Source organism: Vicinamibacteria bacterium, from assembly GCA_035570235.1.
Lineage (GTDB): Bacteria > Acidobacteriota > Vicinamibacteria > Fen-336 > Fen-336 > DATMML01.
The window spans coordinates 16,406-35,748 of sequence record DATMML010000072.1 but is presented as its reverse complement, the minus strand read 5'-3'; the positions used below and the strand labels follow the sequence as shown (position 1 = coordinate 35,748).

Annotated in this window: 9 protein-coding genes and 1 pseudogene; 2 read left to right on the top strand and 8 right to left on the bottom strand. The window is 62.4% G+C overall.

Going from position 1 to position 19,343, the window contains the following annotated elements:
• Window positions 1–20: 20 nt before the first annotated feature.
• Entirely contained in the window at window positions 21–1,829 is a 1,809-nt protein-coding gene (locus VN461_12755; protein HXB55650.1) for a S9 family peptidase, read from the bottom strand.
• Between the two features lie 516 nt (window positions 1,830–2,345).
• On the opposite strand from VN461_12755, the gene VN461_12750 reads away from it, so the two are divergent.
• Complete coding sequence (locus VN461_12750) at window positions 2,346–3,899, top strand: M20/M25/M40 family metallo-hydrolase (protein ID HXB55649.1); 1,554 nt, start codon at window positions 2,346–2,348, stop codon at window positions 3,897–3,899.
• A gap of 28 nt (window positions 3,900–3,927) precedes the next feature.
• Here VN461_12750 and VN461_12745 read toward each other — a convergent pair whose 3' ends face one another.
• Window positions 3,928–5,280, bottom strand: coding sequence for an amidohydrolase family protein (locus VN461_12745; GenBank protein HXB55648.1), 1,353 nt, complete (start codon window positions 5,278–5,280; stop codon window positions 3,928–3,930).
• A gap of 371 nt (window positions 5,281–5,651) precedes the next feature.
• Between VN461_12745 and VN461_12740 the strand changes: the two are divergent.
• Window positions 5,652–5,867 (top strand): annotated as a pseudogene (locus VN461_12740) (ATP-binding protein).
• An 831-nt stretch (window positions 5,868–6,698) separates the two neighbouring features.
• Here VN461_12740 and VN461_12735 read toward each other — a convergent pair.
• The 6 genes from VN461_12735 to VN461_12710 all read right to left on the bottom strand — a co-directional run bounded on the left by VN461_12735 (window position 6,699) and on the right by VN461_12710 (window position 19,084).
• Window positions 6,699–9,482 carry a TonB-dependent receptor gene (locus VN461_12735; GenBank protein ID HXB55647.1) on the bottom strand — a complete coding sequence of 928 codons (2,784 nt, stop codon included), beginning with the start codon at window positions 9,480–9,482 and terminating at the stop codon, window positions 6,699–6,701.
• 184 nt (window positions 9,483–9,666) lie between these two features.
• Complete coding sequence (locus VN461_12730; protein ID HXB55646.1) at window positions 9,667–11,823, bottom strand: sulfatase-like hydrolase/transferase; 2,157 nt, start codon at window positions 11,821–11,823, stop codon at window positions 9,667–9,669.
• A 6-nt stretch (window positions 11,824–11,829) separates the two neighbouring features.
• Window positions 11,830–14,100 carry a sulfatase-like hydrolase/transferase gene (locus VN461_12725; protein HXB55645.1) on the bottom strand — a complete coding sequence of 757 codons (2,271 nt, stop codon included), beginning with the start codon at window positions 14,098–14,100 and terminating at the stop codon, window positions 11,830–11,832.
• 280 nt (window positions 14,101–14,380) lie between these two features.
• Entirely contained in the window at window positions 14,381–15,520 is a 1,140-nt protein-coding gene (locus VN461_12720; protein HXB55644.1) for a serine hydrolase domain-containing protein, read from the bottom strand.
• Window positions 15,521–15,651: 131 nt separating this feature from the next.
• On the bottom strand, window positions 15,652–17,028 hold the full coding sequence (locus tag VN461_12715; protein HXB55643.1) for a sialidase family protein: 1,377 nt from the start codon (window positions 17,026–17,028) through the stop codon (window positions 15,652–15,654).
• Window positions 17,029–17,359: 331 nt separating this feature from the next.
• On the bottom strand, window positions 17,360–19,084 hold the full coding sequence (locus VN461_12710) for a D-aminoacylase (GenBank protein HXB55642.1): 1,725 nt from the start codon (window positions 19,082–19,084) through the stop codon (window positions 17,360–17,362).
• Between the last annotated feature and the right edge of the window lie 259 nt (window positions 19,085–19,343).

Below are 19,343 nucleotides of genomic sequence, written 5' to 3'. Positions count from 1 at the left end.
CGACGCTGGTTGTCGGCGAATCAGTTGATATATTTCCTGATCCACTCGAGCTCCCGGCGCATCTTGTCGATTTGATAGCTCGGCACCTGGAGCCCATGTGGCTGGTCCGGGTAGATCACGAGCTCCGTCGGCACCCCGAAGTGCTGCAGGGCCTTGTGGAACTCCTGACTCTGGCCCTTCGGCACGATCTCGTCCTTCTCTCCTTGAAGGATAAGGCAGGGTGTCCTTACTTTCGATGCGTAGGTGAGAGGCGACCGCTTGTGCCACAGCGCCGGGTCATCGTAGGGATGCTCGTTGAGGAGGTCGAACCCCGGGTTGATCGCCGCCGTTCCGTAGTAGCTGACCAGGTTGGTGTCCCCCGCGCCCTCGACCGCCACCTTGAAGCGGTCGGTGTGGCCGATCGCCCACGAGGTGAAGTATCCACCGTAGCTCCATCCTTTGATTGCGAGATGGGCGGCATCGGCGATCCCGCCCTCGATGAGGTGGTCGAGACCGGTCATGCTGTCTGCGAAGCTTCCTTCCTCAGGCGCGATCGAGCTGGCGCCTGCGCCGCCCAGCGAGAAGCGGCCTCCATAGTTCGAGGATCCGCGAAAGTTGGGCATGAACACGACGAAGCCGGCGCCTGCATATACTTGCGGCAAGCTGTCCCAGTTCGCTATGAAGCCCCGCAGGTTGGCGCTCTCCGGCCCTCCGTGAACGTAGAGAATCGTTGGGTAGCGGCGTCCCGCCACGTAATCCACGGGGTACACGACGAGCCCTTCGATTTCGAGGCCGTCGCTTGATTTCCAGCGGGTGGTCTCGACTTTGCCGAGGGACCACTCGGCTACCTGAGGGTTGAGGGCGGTCAAGACCCGGAAGGGCTGGTCCACATCGGTCGCGACCCACACTTCAGGCGGGTGGGAGGGGCTCTCATGAGTCGCCGCCACCGCGCGGCCGTCGCGATCGGTCGTGAAGGCGCTATAGACACCGTCACCCGTGGTTAGCGCCTGCGGGGCCGCGCCGCCGAGCGCGACGCGATACAGGTGCTGGCCCACCCCCACTCCCGCCGTGAACAAGAGGCCACGACCCCCCTTCCAGGCGAGCCCTTGGGCGTAGCCCTCGAAAGCCGCGGCCAAAATCCTGGGCGTTCCGCCCGCCGCCGATACGACGTGAACTTTCGGCGGTCCGACGCTGAGGGGGTTGCCCTCCGCTGCGGCAAGATAGGCCACCTCCGTGCCATCAGGGCTCCAAGTGGGATCCTTTTTTTCGCCGCCGTCCGTGGTTACCCGCCTTGGTTCGCCGCCCGCCCGGGACACGATGTACAGCTCTCGTTGGACCTGGTCCGGCCACCGAGGGGAGGCCTGGCCAAGGCTGGCCAGGAGGTCACCTTTGGGAGAGAAGGCAAACTGGACCACGTGCTTTGCTCCCGCTCGAAGCTGCCGGATGGAGCCCGTTGCGATATCCACGATCCAAAGGCGCTGGTACTCGATGTCCTCACTGGCCACAACCGGGAGCTTGCGGCTCCCCGGTTGGGCTGGCGGTTGGGGTTCCACGGCCAGGAACGCGATCTCCTTGCCGTCAGGGCTCCACTCGAAGCTCTCGACGGAGCGAGAGAGGGCTACCACCACATGTGGGGGGCCACCTAGGGTGTCCAAGACGTGGATTTGCGCATGACCATCGCGGTCAGTGAGGAAGGCGAGAGACCGACCGTCGGGGCTCCACCGAGGGTGCCTTTTGTCGGCCGGCGCCTGGGTGAGGCGCGAAACATGACCAGTGCTCACCTCGGCCAGGTAAAGGTCGGTAGTGAAATGGTCGTCCCGTCGGTCCCACTCGCTCACGACGAAGGCCACTCGTGCTCCATCTGGCGACATCTGCGGGTCGGATGGTCTCCGGAGGGCGACGATGTCCTCGTAGGTTACGGGGCGCCCGGCGTGGGCGACCCCGGCGGCGGAGAGTCCCGCGAGGCCTAGCGAGAGATACCTCTTCGACTTGGTCAGGAGATGCTGCAGCGCGGCAGCGGCTTGACCGGGCGCCCCTCCGGACCCGCGTTCGGGGCCCGGCGAGACGTCGACTTTGATTCCGATGCCGATTCCGCGTTTCACGGCGGTTCTAAGTACTTTCAACATCGTGCCCCCCGTCAGCTGAAAGCAGGAAGCTCATCTTCCTAGGCTAGTTGGTATTGTTCGGCACATGAACAATAAGCGAAGGCGGCTTGTTCAATAAGACCCCTGGACTCCCGCGGATCTCCTTCCACCGCCATAGGTTCTCTAGGATCTCATTTGATTGTTCAACATGTCAACATTATAATATTCTTGTCGTCGGAGCCTGGCGGACAGCTAGGCGGTCGACACGGCGCGGTGAAGGACATGAGAGTACGGTGCTCGACAGTCATTCTTGCGGCGTCTCTTTGCTGCTCAGGAGCGCAGAGGATTTGGGCGGACGATGGCTCGGTCGTTCGGGAACAGATCCGCCGCTATCGCGCGGCGCACGAGCAGGAGATCGTCGGCGAACTCGTGGACCTCCTGAGCATCCCCAACCACGCCTCCGACACCGAGAATATTGAGCGCAACGCGCGAACCATCGTGAGCATGATGGAGCGCCGCAACGTCACTGCTCAACTCTTGCGCGTCTCGGGAGCGCCGCCGCTCGTCTACGGTGAACTGCGCGCTCCTGGAGATCGGCCGACCATAGGAATTTACGCCCACTATGACGGCCAGCCCGCAGTCCCAGCGCAGTGGCGACATCCGCCCTTTCGGCCCGTGCTCATCGACCCCGGATCGCACGAGGTCGATTGGAGATCAAGGCGTCAATATGAGCCCGAATCCCGCCTCTATGCTCGGTCTGCCAGCGACGACAAAGCACCGATCCAAGCGATTCTCACGGCGCTGGACGCCCTGAAGTCGACCGGCCGGGCGCTCTCCGTGAATCTCAAGCTCTTGTTCGAGGGCGAGGAGGAGATCAACTCCCCCCACTTGGGGGAGCTGCTGAGCAGGCACCCTGAAGCGCTGGAAGCCGATGTGTGGCTGCTGTCGGATGGGCCGATACACCCATCCCGGCGCATGCAGGTATTTTTCGGAGTGCGTGGTGAAATCGACCTGGAGATGACGGTCTACGCGGCCACCCGCGCCCTTCACAGCGGCCATTACGGAAACTGGGCACCCAATCCCATCATGCTTCTCACGCATCTGCTCGACAGCATGCGGAGTGAGGATGGGCAGATCCTGATCCCCCACTTTTCTGACGACGTCCGACCCTTGACGGATGCGGAGAAGCAGGCAGTCCTAAAGACTCCCGCGGTCGACGAAGACCTCAAGCACGAGCTCGCGATCGCGACACCGGAGGGCGACGGCGTGCCCCTGGCGGAGCAGATCCTCAAACCCGCGCTCAATGTTCATGGTATCCAAGGGGGGAATGTTGGTGCGCAGGCAGCGAACATCATCAGCACGGAAGCGATGGCGTCAATTGATTTCCGTCTGGTGCCGAACCAGACCCCGGAAGGCGTACGAGCCGCGGTCGAGGACCATATTGCCCGCCAGGGCTTTCTCATCGTTCACGGCACACCCGACTTGGCTACGCGCCGAGCGCACCCGCGAGTCGTGACGCTCTTGTGGGGACCCGGCTATCCGGCATACCGCGCCCCCATGGACAGCCCGGTCGCGAGAGCGGTGGTTCGAGGCATTGAACAAGCCTGCGGCAGCCCGATTGTCGAGCTCGTATCGGTGGGAGCTGCCATCCCCATGTACGTCTTCGAAGGAAAGCACCACAGGCCGGTTATCGGCGTGCCGATTGCCAATCATGACAACAACCAACACGCTGCGGACGAGAATCTCAGGCTTCAAAACCTGTGGGACGCCATCGACATGTATTCGGTGCTTCTCCTGGGCCTGGGAAACGACAAGTCGTTGGAGACCCCACACTGAAGATCGACCCCGCTAATGATCCCAGCATTCACTCCATCGCGAAGTGTGCGACCAGATCCTGCTTGATGCTCTCCAATTGAGCATGGTCGAGCCATCGCCCCCTCAGGAGAACTCCGGCTATTCTCCTTGTGTTCGAGATGTTCTCTAGCGGATTGCTGTCGAGCAGAACGAGATCGGCCACTGTGCCGGGGGTTACTGTCCCCGCCTCTTGAAGCCGCCCCAAGAACATCGCCGGGTTTCGGGTTGCCGTAACTAGGGCTTCGAAGGGCGTCAAGCCCGCCTGAACAAGTTGCTCCAGTTCGTCGTGCAATGTGACTCCGGGCACTTGGATTGGATTCGTGGCGTCAGTGCCCGCCATCATCTGTACCCCTGCCGCACGCAGGCCAGCGGTGATTTCGAAGAGGAAGGGCACCATGATCTCGTTCTGCAATACCCAGTCACTGCCGCGCTTGGCATAAGGATCATCGGTTCTGCACTCAGCCAGGTAGGACTTGGGAATGAATCGCGTCTCTAGCGATTCAATGAGTTGGCTGAGGTGCGTGGCCTGCTTGAGGATATTGCTATTCGCGGAGAGCGTTGTAATGACCCATATGCGGTGATCTGCTAACTGTTTCGCAAGTGCCTTGATTCTTGCTGGATCGGGCCGCGTATCGGGTGGAGGCTTCTCGTGTCGATCGACGAAGTAGCGGTATAGCTCTTCCACATGCGCGATCGCATCCTGATTGGCGTTAATCACTCCTTCAACGCCCACACTCCAAGGCACGTGACCGACAACGCGGATGTGGTTGCGTCTTGCCGCGTCCACGATCCCGTCGTAGGCGTCAGACGACAGTGCGCTGTATGGCTTCACGAAGTCGTAGCCCTGACGCGATTGTTCCTCGACCTGCCTTGCCGCTTCCTCTCTATTCCTCACGACCATGTGTGACGGAGTGGTCGGCGGATCACCATCAAGAATCGGACCGGAGCTGAAGAAGGTCGGGTCGAGGATGGCACCCGAAGCGATCCTGTCTTTCCACCCGAGCAACTGCGGGGAGCCGCTCAGATTCAGAACTGCGGTTACGCCGTTCACGATGTACAGCTTGAGTTGCTGCTCATCCCCAAATTGAGTGTGGATGTGCATGTCGGAGAGACCGGGTATCAGGTATTTCCCCGCGCCATGCACCACGATGGTGTCCGCCGGCCATGGCCTATTCGGCCGATGCTGATCTATGCTGCGGATGATACTGCGTTGGACGAGTACGTCCCGGTGGGAGAGAACCTGCTCCTCGTCCATGGGCAGGACTGCGACGTCACTGAACACCACCCCTTCGGGCGTCTGGGAAGGGCTCGCGGGGCCGGTGAGAGGTGCCGCAGCAAGAAGCGTGATCAACAGGTAGCGCACAACCCCTTGCGATAGGCGATCGCTGCCTTGGTGCTCAGCCATCGGAGTGCGTAATCGGCTGGCGATGGACGCACGTTGAGGGTAATGTCCCCCCCCGCCAGCGTCGGCCGCAGAGCTTTTCTGGCCGTCGAGCGTGGAGATCCGTTCGTTGCGACTCTTGTGGCTCGTCCTGATCCTTCTCGGTTGACCCGAGAGGCTCATTCGGGAAAACAAGCTCATCAGTAGGGTCCGGAACTCGAACGTGAGCGGCACTAAGCCCAAGAATATACCGTCGCCGTCCCGTAGAGTGACGGGCCCCTCAGGTCTTGTGCCCATGACGTAGGTCCCGTTCCGCTACCCAAGTCTGCGAAGACGGCCCGGCCGCCGAAGACCTCCTCGAGGTGGTCATGCGACGCTACGAGCGCGCCTCAACCCTGCTGACCTCACACCGCCCGGTCGACGACTGGGGCAATCTGCTTGGAGACACTGCCGCCGTAACCGCTCTCCTCGACCGGCTACTCCACAACGCCCACGTCCTACAAAGCGGCCGACGAAGCTGGCGCACCAGAGTCCACACCGACTTGCGTCAGGAGGAGGCAACGAAATAGGTCGTACTATTGCCTTGTGGGAGCCCCCTTGGATAGCTGGCTAGCGCGAAGCAGACAAGCGTGGAAAATCCGATGGAGTCAGATCTCAGCCTTGCTGGGACCACTGCTCATCTTCGTGACGGCGCCCAATCTGCGGCGGTGGGGGCCAGTGCCTATGCTCCTTGGACTCGCGTTGGGCGTGCTTAGCATCGTGCTCCCGCATCTGGTACGGTGTCGAGTATGCGGTCTTCAACTCCATACGAGCTCAGAAGCGCGACGACAACCGCGTTTTCAAGTTGACAACTGGATTACATCTCTCCAGCTGTGTCCCATTTGCCTCGACGACGGCTGGGCAACAGCTGAGAGCCGGGAGCGGTGGCTCCAGTCCGGTCGTACCCCCGAAGAGCCTTACTGGGGCATGGACAGGGTGGCACTGGCCATTCTCGCCGTTCTGCTCATGCTGGTTTCCGCCTTCATGGTCGGAGAGATCTATAGGGTGAAGCCCTGAAACAGCGCACAAGGACCCACCCTACTTGCCTCAGGCGGAATCACCAGAGAGTAAACACTTACCTGTCTCGGTCGCTACCTGGTGGCCGGTATTGAAGTGTCCACCAAGGGCTAATCCAAGGGGGAGTTAGGGGTTGTCAACCCGGCGCGAGCTTCTCAGTATCAGTGTGGCACTCGTGGGTATCCCGGGAGCAATCGCGGGCGCAGTAGTTGCTTGGTGGTATCGCGCCAATGTCCTAGCGAGCTCTGGTAAGGCCTCAGTCGGAGGGCGGCCTGAATAGGCCTTAGGTTCCACGGCGCGGTCGCGTGCCGACGCCTTCAGGATAACAGCCTTACCAGGCTGGGTCAGAAGTCGATCTTCGCCCCGAGCATGGCCCGCCGCGGTGGCAGGGTCTTATTCAGATTGGGCTTGCCGTAGTTACTCGACGTCGCTACGTCGCTCTGAAACGCTTGGACCGCGTTGTCGTTGAACAAGTTAAACACGTTGGCGAACAAACGAAGCTTGAGTTCCTTCGCGAGGGTGATGTTCTTCTGGAGTCGAAGGTCCAACACGTTCAGGTTGGGGAAGCGCAGGTCGTTCGAGAGAGGTTGCATGAGAATTGGATCAAACAAGTTGGTCTGCGATACCCGCAATTCTCGCGACTTTGGGTAACCATTGGCGTAGAAATAGTCGAGGCCCAAAGTGATTCCCCCGGGCAGGCCCTCGTAAAGAAATTGCATTTTGTAGACGTATCGACGATCCCCGGGGAGGAGGCCATCGTGGTTCACATAGTCGTTGGGGTTCCTGCCGAAGACCCGAAAGTTCTGAGAGGCGCTGATTCCCTTGATTCGGTCACCCGATGACTTGCCCAAGGTTAGGGACGATGTGAGCTGCCAATGGTGCGACATGTGCTTGGTCGCGGCCAGGCTTACGTAGTCGGCATTCGAGGTTGAGCCCGGTGGAGTCGTCAACACGAAGCGGCGGTCGCCCAGGCTGTTCTGAAGCTGGTACAGCGTGAGGGAGCGGCCGGTCGCGTCGGGGCCGACGTTATCCACGTAGGTGATCGGAGCGTAGACGCCACCTACGTCCACCCAGTTCACAAAATCGCGAGAGCGCTTGCCTATGTACTCCACCGTCACCGCAGCGTCTTTGAACACTGCCTGCTCGAACGCAAGGACGAACTGATCCGTGCTCGGAGCCTTCAGGTTCTTGTCGATTGAGAGATTTGTGTTGTCTGCCACGAGAACTGGATTTATGAAACTGTTTGTTGCAGGGTCGTATTTCCCGCGGTATTCGGGGGAGACCGAGGGCACGCTGGTGGCGAATTCGCCGGTCGTGCCACCCCGATAGTACCGGCCATAGTGCCCCTTCAGGACCGTCTTTCCTTCCGACTGAAGCTTGAGGTTGAAGCCCAGCCTTGGCGAAAAGGTGTTCCAGGTGTAGTAGTCAACCCCGGGAAACACCTTGCCCGTGGGGTTGCCCAGGACATCTAGTTGGGGCTCCGACGAGGCCTTGGTGTGAGTGTAGTCGTAGCGGATACCGAGGCTAAGGGTCAGCCGGCTTCCCACCCGGACCGTGTCGTCGACGAAGGCGCCGACGTTGAGGGCCGTGCCCCCATAGTCGTAAGGCGTGTAGGAAAGCCCGTAGCCGTTGAGGGTCGGGTCCGAGGATATGTAGATCCTGTCGTTGATCGCGTACAGCCCTTCGGCCGGAGCGGCGTTGTACTGGACTCCGAGCTTGAAGTCGTGAGCGGCCTTCAGGAAGTCGCTGGAATGGTGCGTCAGCTTGGCGTTCGCCGTCGTGCGTGAGACGTGGTACTCGTACCATGAGGTCACGTGGCCGCTCGCAGCACCCGTGTCCAGGTTATAGAAGTAGGTTCCAAAATCGGGGCCGGAGGTGGGCGCCTTTCCATTCTTGTGATCGGCATAGAAACCCGCGTAGCGCGCCTCGACCGTGGTGCTGTTTCCCAAGATCCCCGTGTAGGAGACGGTTGGCGCCGGGATGGTCCTCCGGGTCGAAAACTGAGTGCTCGGGGCTTGATTGGGAAGAAGCGGATACTGCGTGTCGGTCAGGTCGTAGTTTAGGCCGGCCACGATGTTGTGGCTGGGCGAGATCTGGTAAGTGACCTTGCCAAATGCGTGATCCAACGAGACTGAGTGGGCGAACTCTGGCTTTACTCCCGCCGCCGAGGCATCCTTCGAGTGCTCATAAGCGGCGAAAAACCACAGCTTGTCCTTGACGATTGGACCGCCCAGTTGGGCGCTAAAGTCCCCGTAACTGACCCGCTTGTAGGGCAGCCCGCCGTCCATGGCGTCGGTTGTGTTCCTCCCTGTGAGGCTGTCGCCCTGGTAGTAGTAGGCTGCGCTGCCGTGGAACGCGTTCGTACCCTGGCGAGTCACAATGTTGAAGACGGCCCCTTGAACGTTGCCGTACTCGGCCGGCGCGCCCAGGGAGAGGACCTCAATGTCCTGGATAATGTCGACGCTTGGGCGCACGAGGGTGGAGGGATTGCCGTTGAAGCTGTCTGTGAGATCGATGCCGTCGAACTGATATTGATTCTGGTCGAGGAGGCTCCCAAAGGAGATCGGTTGCGCGCCCGCCTGCTGGCCGTTGTTCGCCGCCGAGGCCGGGTCGATTCCGGGCGCGCTCTTGAGGATGTCAAAGAAGCCGTCAGGCGTTCGCGCTAGCGGTGCATTGTCGATCCAGTCCTTGTCGAAGTGGGAACCGATCTTGGCGGATTGGGTGTCGACAGCTTCCGTCGCCGCTTCAACCGTAACCGACTCGGTCACCTTGGCCATGCCGAGGGTGATGTTCTCCTCTTTCGTCTCTCCTACCAGCACCCGTACGCCGGTGCGTTTGATTATCGCGAAGCCGCTCAGCTTCAGCTCCAGGTCGTAGACGCCCGGTGGCAGCGATGTGAACTGATACTGCCCCCGACGATCCCCCGTTGTGGTGCGCGAACCTGCTACGTTCGCCCCGGTCAGGGTTATCGTGGCGCCGGGGAGAATGGCGCCCGAGGTGTCATGTACCGCACCGAAAATGCTGCCGGTCGTCTCCTGGGCGAACGCGGATGAACACAGAAGGCCAGAGACGGCAAGGGATAGCCACGCGGCTGCCCCAACCCGTGCCCATTGAGTAGTTACCAGCACGATGCCTCCTCCCGGCCTGGGATAGTCAGGCTTACCCGCCCCGAAGTTTGGTAGGATCGTAGAGCATGTGAACAATACTTTAGGGGAGCAATCGTGTCAAGTCTTTTTCACATGGGTGTCGCACGAGCTATTCGCTTCCTTGCGCCGCGAGGCTTCGATGGGAAGTTCCCTTCCCACCTCAAGCTCACTTCCGGGCTGGCCGCCCCATTTCGGAGAGTCTCTGCCGAGCTGGAGTGAAGCCGGGGGCCAGTTGGAGCGCCTTCTCGAAGAACGGGCGGGCGTCCTCGGCCCGTCCCTGTCGTAGCAGCGCAAGTCCGAGGTTGTAGGCGTTGCGGTGGTCCGCACCGTCAAGTCGCCATGCCTCGCGGAACGCTTTCTCCGCCTCGTCCATGCGGCCGCTGCCACCAAGAGTCATGCCCAGGGTGGCCCAGTAGTACGCGTCGCTAGGCTCCAGGTCGACGGCCTCCCGCTGCCGCCGGATCGCTTCGTCGACAGCTCCAAGGTCCCTGAGCAATTCGCCGAGTTCGGCATGGCCTTGGGCATTCCCTGGAGCCAAGGAGAGACCGGACTCATAGGCCCGACGCGCCTCCTCTCCGCGGCCCAGCTTTCTCAGCAGGCGAGCTTCGGTTAGCCTCAGGTCCGCATCCCGGGGAACCGCGGCTTCGCCTCGATGCAGAGCTTCGAGTGCGCCGTTCGCGTCGCCCATTGCCGTCCGGCTCTCGCCCAAGCCCTTCCAGGCTGCGGCGGAGGCCGGGGCCCAGCGCGCCGCCTCCTCGAACTGCGGAGCCGCTGCCCGAATGCGGCCAGCCGCGAATAGGGCCCGGCCTAGGAAGAAGTGCACCTCGAAGCTCGAGATGCCTCGCTCGAGCAGTGTTTGGAAGCGCTTCGCACTGCCAGGGTAGTCCTTTGCCTCAAACTGGAGCAGGCCCGCACGCATCTGCTCGCTGGCGAAGCGGAACTGTTCAATTCGGTCCTTGGGGTCGGCCCCCGGGGTGGTCGTCTTCGCCGGGGCCATCCCACCTATATAGCCGAGGGCGCCCAGCTTCTCGAGCAACTCCAGGGGAACCGCGGCTGCTCCTTCGTGGGTGACACCTCCCCGTCGCTCCTCGTCGAGAATGCGACCCAGCGCTGCGCGCATTGCCTCCCCGCGTGCTGGGTTGAGGGCGACGAGGTTGTTCGTCTCTTCGGGGTCCGTCTCCAGGTCGTAGAGCTCGGCTCTTGGCGCCTGGATATATTTCCAACGACCCTCGCGCAACACGCGCAGGTCGCTCCAGCCGAAGTGAAGAAGCGGCACCAAGGACTCGGCATACGTGAGGGGCTCGGTCCCCTTCGAGTCTCCGCGCAGGGCTTGGGCTAGGCTCGCACCGGCGAGGTGGACTCCTCGCGGTGAAGGCACGCCCAGCATGTCCAAGACGGTGGGGAACAGATCCACCATGCGCACGGTAGCGGCGAGGCGCGTGCCTGGGTGGATTGCTGGACCACGCGCGAGAAAGGGGACTTGCAGAGTCGTTTGGTACGTGAAGAAGCCGTGGAGCGTCTCCCCGTGCTCTCCAAGGCCCTCGCCGTGGTCGGAAGTGACCACGAGCAGCGTTTGGTCGCGCAGCTCAAGTCGGGCAAGGGCGTCATCGAGTCGGCCGACGAGCTCGTCCACCCAGGCCACGGCTCCGTCGTACGGCCTCCCCACATAGCGCGTGGCGTATGGTTCGGGCGGCTCGTAGGGGTCGTGGACGTCGTACAAGTGCAGCCACAGGAAAAACCGGGGGGCGGGACCGCTCGATTGTCGCATCAGTTGGAGCCAGGTGATCGCCTCACGTGTCGTCACATCGCCCTTCCTGCGCACCGAGCCCAAGAATTGAAGACCGCCTCCGCTGTCAAGGCGGGCTTCGTACGTGTCGAAGCCCCGGCTCAAACCCGAGGAAGCGTCGAGCACCATCGCCGACACGAAGGCCGCGGTCGCAAAGCCCGCCTTCTTGAGCACTTCCGCCAGGAGCGCCGTCCCGGGATCGAGGGCCGGTGAGAGGTTGTCGCGGACGCCGGTTTCGTACGGAAGCAGGCCCGTAAAGAGGCTGACGTGGGAGGGACGCGTGAGCGGCACGTGGGCCGTTGCCTGGGGCGCCATTGCTCCTTCGCCACCGATCCGGTCGAGTCGTGGTGTTTCTGCATGGCGATTGCCATAAATGCCCACGCGATCGGCGCGCAGGGTGTCGATGGTTACTATGACGAGATTGCGTGCCGGGCGTGCATTCGCCGGCGGAAGCCGGCAGGCGCCGATTTCAGGCGTGAGGGCGAGTAAGAGCAGAACGGCAAGGTCACCGAAACGGATTTCCTGCCTGCAGGGCATCAGCCCTCAGGTTCCGCCCTGAAGGCGGCGGGCGGCAGCCATTTCGCGATCGGCATCTCCGGCGCGCCCCTGCCGATTGTAGATGTCGGAGAGCACGTAGTGGCCGAGCGGAGCGACGCTGCGCTCGGGTTTGTGGGAAAGGCCGGAGCGAGCCCACGTCTCGGCTGCCTTCAGGTCGCCCGTGTCGAGCAGGGCTTTGGCGAGGTAGAGCTGACCGGCCCCGAAGTCGGGCTGCATCTCCACAGACTTGCGGAAATAGCCCAGCGCCTCCTCGGCCCGGCCCCGCTCCTGGAGAAGCCTTCCCAGGTTGAAGGCGGCCCGGTATGCCTGGGTATGGCTTTCCACTTCGGCCTTGTACGAGCTCATGGCGTCGTCGATCCGTCCCTGGGCCTCGTAGACGAGCCCAAGAGCAAAGCGCACTGTGGCCAGTCCAGGTTTTTTCGCCAAAGCAGCGGTCAGAGTCTTTTCCGCCTCGTCGAACCGCTTTGCCTCGATTTCGCACTCGCCAAGCTTGAGTAAGAAGCGGTCCTCGTCGATCCCATTCGCCAACGCCTCCCGGATCACCGCCTCGGCCTTCTTCAACTCGCCCTTGCGCATCCAGACGTCCGCTAGGTTCCAGAGGACGCTGCTGCTGCGAGGATCTCGCGCTCGCGCACGCTCGAGGCTTTTCCGCGCCTCATCGAGCCGGCCCAGATCCATGTAGACCACGGCCACTGCGACCAGCGCACGCTCGTGCTCGTCGTCGCGCGCCAGGGCCTGTTTGTAGGCGGCGACCGCCTCCTCGAGGCGCTTCGCCTTCTTGAGGAAGTTGCCAAGAAGGACATAGGCATCCACGATTTCGGGGTCGCTGGCAAGAGCCTTCTCGACCGTCGCAATGGCTGCATCGTTCTTGCCCTCCGAGTAGAAGCCGCCCGCCTGCTTCAGCAGATGGTACAGACCAATCTTGTCCTTGGGGTCACTGCGTGGCCGATCCTCGAGGTTCCTGCGGCTTGCGCTCCCCACGTAACCTAGCGCGGCCAAGCGCTCCTCCGTCTCGACGTCGACCGGACTCGGTCCTCGGGAGGCCCCGGGGGCCGTAGTGCGTGCGTCGAAATCCGCAAGTGCCTGAGCAAGAGACTCCGAACGAGCTACCTCGCCCGCGACCAGATTCTCCGTCTCCCGGGGGTTGTTTTGAAGGTCGTAGAGCTCGCTCCGGGGGGCACGGATATACTTGAAACGGCCGTCCTGCACCGCGCGGAGCTCGCTCCAGCCGTAGTGGTAACGCGGAAAAAAGGTCTCCGAATAGGCTATGAGGCTCATGCCGGTGCCACGCGCGAGGGGCGTCAGGCTGACCCCTTGCACCGCCTTCGGTACTGGAACCCTCATCAGGTCCAGGACGGTGGGCATCACGTCCACAATCCGCGCCTGGTTGGGAACGACACGGGCAGGCACTCCCGGGCCGGTCACCAGCAAGGGCACGTGGATGGCTGCGTCATATAAGAAGAATCCATGGGTCTGTTCCCCGTGCTCTCCCAGCATCTCACCGTGATCTCCAACGACGACCACGAGTGTGTCGTCCAGCCGGCGATCGAGGTCAAGGGCATCCAAGAGCCTACCGACCTGGGCGTCCGTATATGCAATTGCAGCATCGTAAGCACCCACTACGGTTTTCGGGAAACGCGAGGTGTAGGCCTCTGGAGCCTCGTAAGGAGCATGGGGGTCGTAGAGGTGAACCCAGGCGAAAAAGGGCTGTTTCCTGTCCCCACGCAGCCATTTCAGGGCCTCGTCCACGACTTGCGCCCCGGGCCGGCGAATCGCGTCCATGCTGAGAGTGTCCTTGAAGTCCTCCAGCTTGAAGTCATCGAAGAACCGATCGAATCCTTGCGCTATGCCCCAGCGCCGGTCGAGAACGAAGGCACCGACAAATCCTCCCGTGCGGAAACCGCGGTCTCGAAGCACCCTTGCCAGGGTCACCTCGTCGCCGCCCAAATAGAACCCTCCGTTGTCTCGGACGCCATGATGGGTGGGGAACACGCCGGTCATGAGCGACGAGTGGGCGGGCAGGGTCAATGGGGTCACCGTGATGGCTCTCTCGAACCGCAGGCCCTGGTGTGCCAAGGCGTCTAGCCTCGGCGTCTGCGCTGGCGTGTATCCGTAACTTCCCAGGTGATCTGCACGGAGCGTGTCGATAGAGACGAGGAGCAGGTTCTTCGGGACTCTCGAGCGGAAAAGACGCGCCACCCAGTGCGGCCGGGGGATGCTCAGCCACGCCACGGCGAGGGCAACACCCAAGGCCACGGCCAATGCCGGGCGCCTCAGACCTCGGTCCCTTGTTCGGTCAGCCACCCCTACCGCCGACGAGCTAGCTGTCTGAGTCTCTCGGCAACGAGGTGCTCAACAGTGGGAGCCATGGCTTGCACTGGATGATAAGAGCGTCTCCCCGCAAATGCACATGGCTCAAGCCGCGATAGCGGGCCCTGGCGCGGCAAGCATCGACACCCTCACTCCTCGCGCTCAAGCTCCCTGGTATGGGGACCCCCGTCTCGTGGTGGATCGCAATGCGGGACAGGCACTGGTTCTAAGGGGCCAATGCGAGAGACGAGACACGATCTGTAAACGCCGGCGCGCCCAGCTTTCCCGGAAAGGAGGCCTGGTTGGAGAGAACGACCACGAGAATACCTTCGTCTGGGAACCGAAAGTACGCTGCCGACACGCCGTAGTCGGACCCGCCTCCATGCCCACTGTAAGGGGTCCCCCGGCTTGTCTTTCCAACGCGCCAGCCATAGGCGTAAGAGCCCTGCCCCTCCTCATCCGTGGGCACGTACGGCGTTAGGAGCTTGCGGCGCGCCTCGGGAGAGAGCGCACGGTCGCCCATGAGGCTCTGCTCCCACCGATAGAGATCACCCGTGGTTGTCAGGATTCCGCCATTCCCGAAGAGGTGCCAGTAAGGGCCCTCGGGGCCCCAATTGCGGTTGAACGTCCATTCGTATGACTTGTCTCCGTTGTAGTTCTTGGACACCTCCCGGAGGTTCCAATGCGGGATCAGGTATCCCGTCTTGACCATGCCGGCCGGCCGAAAGAACTCATCATTGAGGAATGTCTCGTAGGGTCGTCCCGAGACTCGCTCAATGACGGCGGCGAGCAGGCTGAAGCCAGCGTTCGAGTACCGATACTCGGTTCCGGGCGGTGTGACAAGCGGCATACGGAGGAACAACCGCACCGCGAGGTCGCGGGGCGCGTAAGCGTCGTCCTCACCATAACCGTGGTCGAGGCCCGAGGTGTGGGTCAGGAGGTGATGAAGGGTGATCGCAGACTTATCGTCGGGCACCCCGTCGAGATATTGAGAAAGCTTGTCCGCGACCTTGAGCTTTCCGGCCATCTCCAGCTTCAGGATTCCTGCGGCCGTGAACTGCTTCGTGATCGAGCCGATATCGAACACAGTGTTCGTCGCGCAAGGAACGTGCCGCTCCCGGTCCGCCAAACCGTAGCCCTTGTTCAGGAGCAACTCGCCCTTTCGCGCCACGAGGACCGTCCCTGAGAAGCCTTCGACAGCAAGGGCTTCGAAGTAAGCGTCGAGACGGCCGCCCGCGGCGCCGCTTATCGTTTCTCCCGGGTCCGTAGCCCGTGGCCCCGAGGCGGGTGAAGCCGTCCACGCGCAGGGAGGAATCGCGAACAGCAGGGCGAGCATTCTCAAGGCGTGGCTGCCGAAACGGGACATGTCCCCTCCTCTTTAGACCGAAGACCACTCAGACTGCTCAACGATGTAGGAGCCTCTGCCGTGCGGCCGTCGGAGAGTCGTCGGCACGGTGCATCGGCGATCTCCCGCCTCTCGATGGCTCATCCTGGGGGCTAGCGGCTGAAGAAAACACGGGTTCGCACCGAGCCGGCCGCCGACACCGACTTGACATAAATAGCCCCGAAGGCGTCGCCCTGCGCGACCACGGAGAAGTAGTCGCCAAGGAAGTAGCCGGGCTCGAGGGGCGTCGCCTGACCCAAGACGAAGCGGTCCAAGAGCTTCTCCTGTACATTCAGGAGATCGCCGTTGGCGTTCGAGGTGAACGTCTTCTGCCAGACGTTGACTCTGCCCTTCTGTCGATCGTTGTCGGGCCTGGCATCGAGGTAGGTCACCGCCACGCGACCCTCGGAGTTGACAGCTATGGAAGGGAGCCACGCGGGTCCTTGCCAGGTGTTGACCCTCCTGGCATCGGTCCAGGTCCGTCCGCCATCGCTCGAGGTCACGAGAGCGATTTGCGCATATTCGCCGAAATGGCTATCCACGAACACGGCGAATAACCGGCTGTTCGTGGTGTCAATGGCGGCATGCATGATGTCCTCGCCGACACTCAAGGGCGTACCGGTCGAGGGATGGGGAGTGCGCTTGGCGAGGGGCACATAAGGGCTCGCGAACGTAGCCGAAGACCAAGTGGATCCTCCATCCTCCGACGTCATAAGGAAGATCCCTCCCACGACGGGTCTTGGGTTGCTATAAAACATGTAAAGGCGGCCGCTGCGCGGGTCGATCACGATCTGGGGCAAGTCAGCGTAGGCATGGGGCTCGTCCGGTGTGATCAGCCGCGGTGAGCTCCACGTATGACCCCCATCGGTAGTCTTGGAGAGTTCGGCTCTCCCAATACGCCGCTCTTCCTCCCTCGTGGCATCGGTCGGGCCGACTGGATCGGGGAGGGTAAAGTGGGTCGTGAGAACGTAAGCCGTGCCTGGCCGCGCCGGATCTGGCGTGACGGAGGTGTTGTCCAGCTTGACCCCCGGCCCCTGCTCAACGATGGGCGAGCGAGCCTCGTCCCAGGAGCGACCCCCGTCGGCCGAGGTGATGACCGAGATGTGCTGGATGCCCGCGTGGCCCCCAGCCTCGCCTTGATAGGCCTGGGCGCTCACGTACAAGCGCCCTTCCGGCCCGAAGGCAACCCAGGGATCGGTGGAAACGCGCAGTGACTCCTTGCTCCCGCCGGCGCAGGCTATGAAAGGCAGCGTCCGTGGAGGTGACCAGGTCGAGCCGCCGTCGGAGGAGTACGCTGCCCGGACGACATAGTCGCGCCGCGTAGGCCCAACCGTCATCCACGCAGCCGCCACATTCTTGGGGTTGTGTGGGTCCGCTGCCGCGTGGACCTCATAGTCGTCGCGCAAGGCGGGCCGCGCGGGGGTCCCTCCGAAGCATCGTTCGAGGGCGCTGTCGGCTACGGAGGCGCTCGAGACATCGATAACCGCCACCCGCCCTGCGCCGCGGCGCGGCTCAGGCGGCGCACCGTAGCTCGGCCCCAGAAAAGCCATGAGAGCGAGCGAAGCACCCAGGGCCCTGCCCTCCGCCCTGAGCCACAGTGACGTCCACCGTCCTGATGAAGTGCTCAACAAGAGAACAAGAGAACTATCACTTTGGGGGGATCGGTGTCAACCCCCGGCGCCTTGGCTGCATCCCTACTTAGTAAGGACACGCGGGGATCCCTCGCTGCCCCACCCCAGATTGCCTGCCCGACCGGCCTGCCTCGGGAAGTGAGTTCCAAGGGATCCCCCTTGTGAAGCAGCGGATGTTGCCTCTTTAGATTTACTTGCCCGGAGCTGCGGCGGGCCGATACCCCGGACCTCGAATGACCTTGCCGGGTCGCGCGTTGGTCATTCGGCCATCGTCCAAGACAAGTTCGCCGTCTACCATGACAAAGTCGATCCCCGCCGAGTATTGGTGCGGCTGCTCGAAGGTTGCCCGATCCGCGATCTTGTCTGGATCGAAGACGACTAGGTCGGCCCAGAAGCCCTCACGGACGAGGCCACGATCTCGGACCCCGAGGATCTGCGCGGCCAGGGACGTCGCTTTCCTGATCGCCTCCTCGAGCGCCATCAGCTTCTCCTCGCGGACGTACCGGCCAAGGATTCGCGGAAAGGATCCGTACGCCCGCGGGTGGGGCTTGCCTTGAGAGAGCGGGCCATCCGTCGCTTGGATTGGCGAGTCGTTGCAAAAGGCCGCCCACCGTTGCTTGAGTGCGAGACGGACATCGGGCTCGTCCATGATGAAGGAAACGAAACCGGTGCCTCCCTTGTCCTCCACGACGAGATCCATCAGCGCATCAACGGGATCTTGGCCTCGCTCACGTGCGACTTCCGCCAGTCGTTTGCCGACAAACGGCTTCAGCGAGGGGTTGATGACATCCGAGATCAAGAACCCTTCGGCACCGCCGGCACCATAGTATTCGTTCTCCCATTCGAGCGTACTTACGGTCAGGTCCTTCTTGATCCGCTCCCGCGCACTCGGGTCGCGCAGCCGGGTCAGGACTGCATCGAGGCTGCCTTCGCGCGCCCACAGCGGCAGCAGATCGAAGAGCCCGGCGCCTGCCGCGACGTAAGGGTAAACGGATGCCGTGACATCCAGGCCCTCGCCGCGGGCGGCCTCGATCCGCCGAAGGACGTTCGGCATCCTGCCCCAGTTCTGCCGATACATTGTCTTGAGGTGATAGATGTGGGTGGGGATCTTGGCCTCGCGAGCGATGCGGAACACCTCGTCGAGCGAGGCATTGATGCCATCTCCTTCGCTGCGTTGGTGGGTCGCGTAGATCCCGCCATACCGCGCCGCTACCTTGGCCAGGGCCACGATCTCCTCGGTACTGGCGAAGCGGTGGGGAACGTACATGAGCGAGGTAGACACGCCGAGAGCGCCGTCTCGCATGGCCTCGTCGGCAAGCAATTGCATCTCAGCTAGTTCAGCTGGCGTCGCTGGCCGATTCTCCCGGCCGATCACGAGGTCGCGCAGCCCACCCGCTCCGACGAAGGTGGCAAAGTGGATCGCGGGCGGGTTTGCCTCCAGTCTTCGAAAGAAGTCGGCCAGGCTGCGCCAATCCGGTTTGACCCCGAACCGCTTCATGGATGCCCTGTCCTCCACCGTCCGCTCGTTGGCCGGAGCCACTGACGTCCCCTCGCCAGCTACGCTTAGCGTGATCCCCTGGGTCACCTTGCTCGCCGCCCGCGGGTCCACGAGCAACTGCCAGTCGCTGCTTCCCATCAGGTCGATGAAGCCCGGGGCCACGACCCTCTCTAGGGCATCGATACGCCGGAGCGCAGTAGCCCCCTTGAGGCGGCCAATGGCGACGATTCGGCCACCGCGTACCCCCACGTCCGCCCTGTACCAGGGGTTGCCGCTGCCATCCACGATGCGGCCGCTCTCGATGATGAGATCAAAGGATGGTTTCTCTGGCAGTCGTAACGGGTCCACGATCGCGGCCAAGGTTATCGCCGCCAAGCCTGCTATCGACACTCTTCCGGCAACCGACACACCCAGCATGCCAACTATCTCCCTTCAGGCTGAACTGCGACCTTGGACTTGGACCTTCTGTTCCTTTGTCAAACAAGTCTACAATCTGAGAGGTTGGGTTGTCCAGGGCGTCGGCATATTTGCTATCTGGACTAGTGTTTACTGGAATGACCCCCTGCTTCTCCCCAGGAAGTTCAACGCCAGTCCAGTCAGAGCTTTGGGCACGCACGACCACACCTGACCCTCTCGTCTGGGAGGGCAGGTGGAGTGTGCCCGAAGCGCAGCCGGG

What these genes read in the sequence shown, in the direction of transcription:
- VN461_12750 (HXB55649.1), top strand. Translation starts at nt 2,346, where the DNA reads ATGAGAGTACGGTGCTCGACAGTCATTCTTGCGGCGTCTCTTTGCTGC.
- VN461_12730 (HXB55646.1), bottom strand. Translation starts at nt 11,823, where the DNA reads ATGCCCTGCAGGCAGGAAATCCGTTTCGGTGACCTTGCCGTTCTGCTC.
- VN461_12720 (HXB55644.1), bottom strand. Translation starts at nt 15,520, where the DNA reads ATGTCCCGTTTCGGCAGCCACGCCTTGAGAATGCTCGCCCTGCTGTTC.
- VN461_12710 (HXB55642.1), bottom strand. Translation starts at nt 19,084, where the DNA reads ATGCTGGGTGTGTCGGTTGCCGGAAGAGTGTCGATAGCAGGCTTGGCG.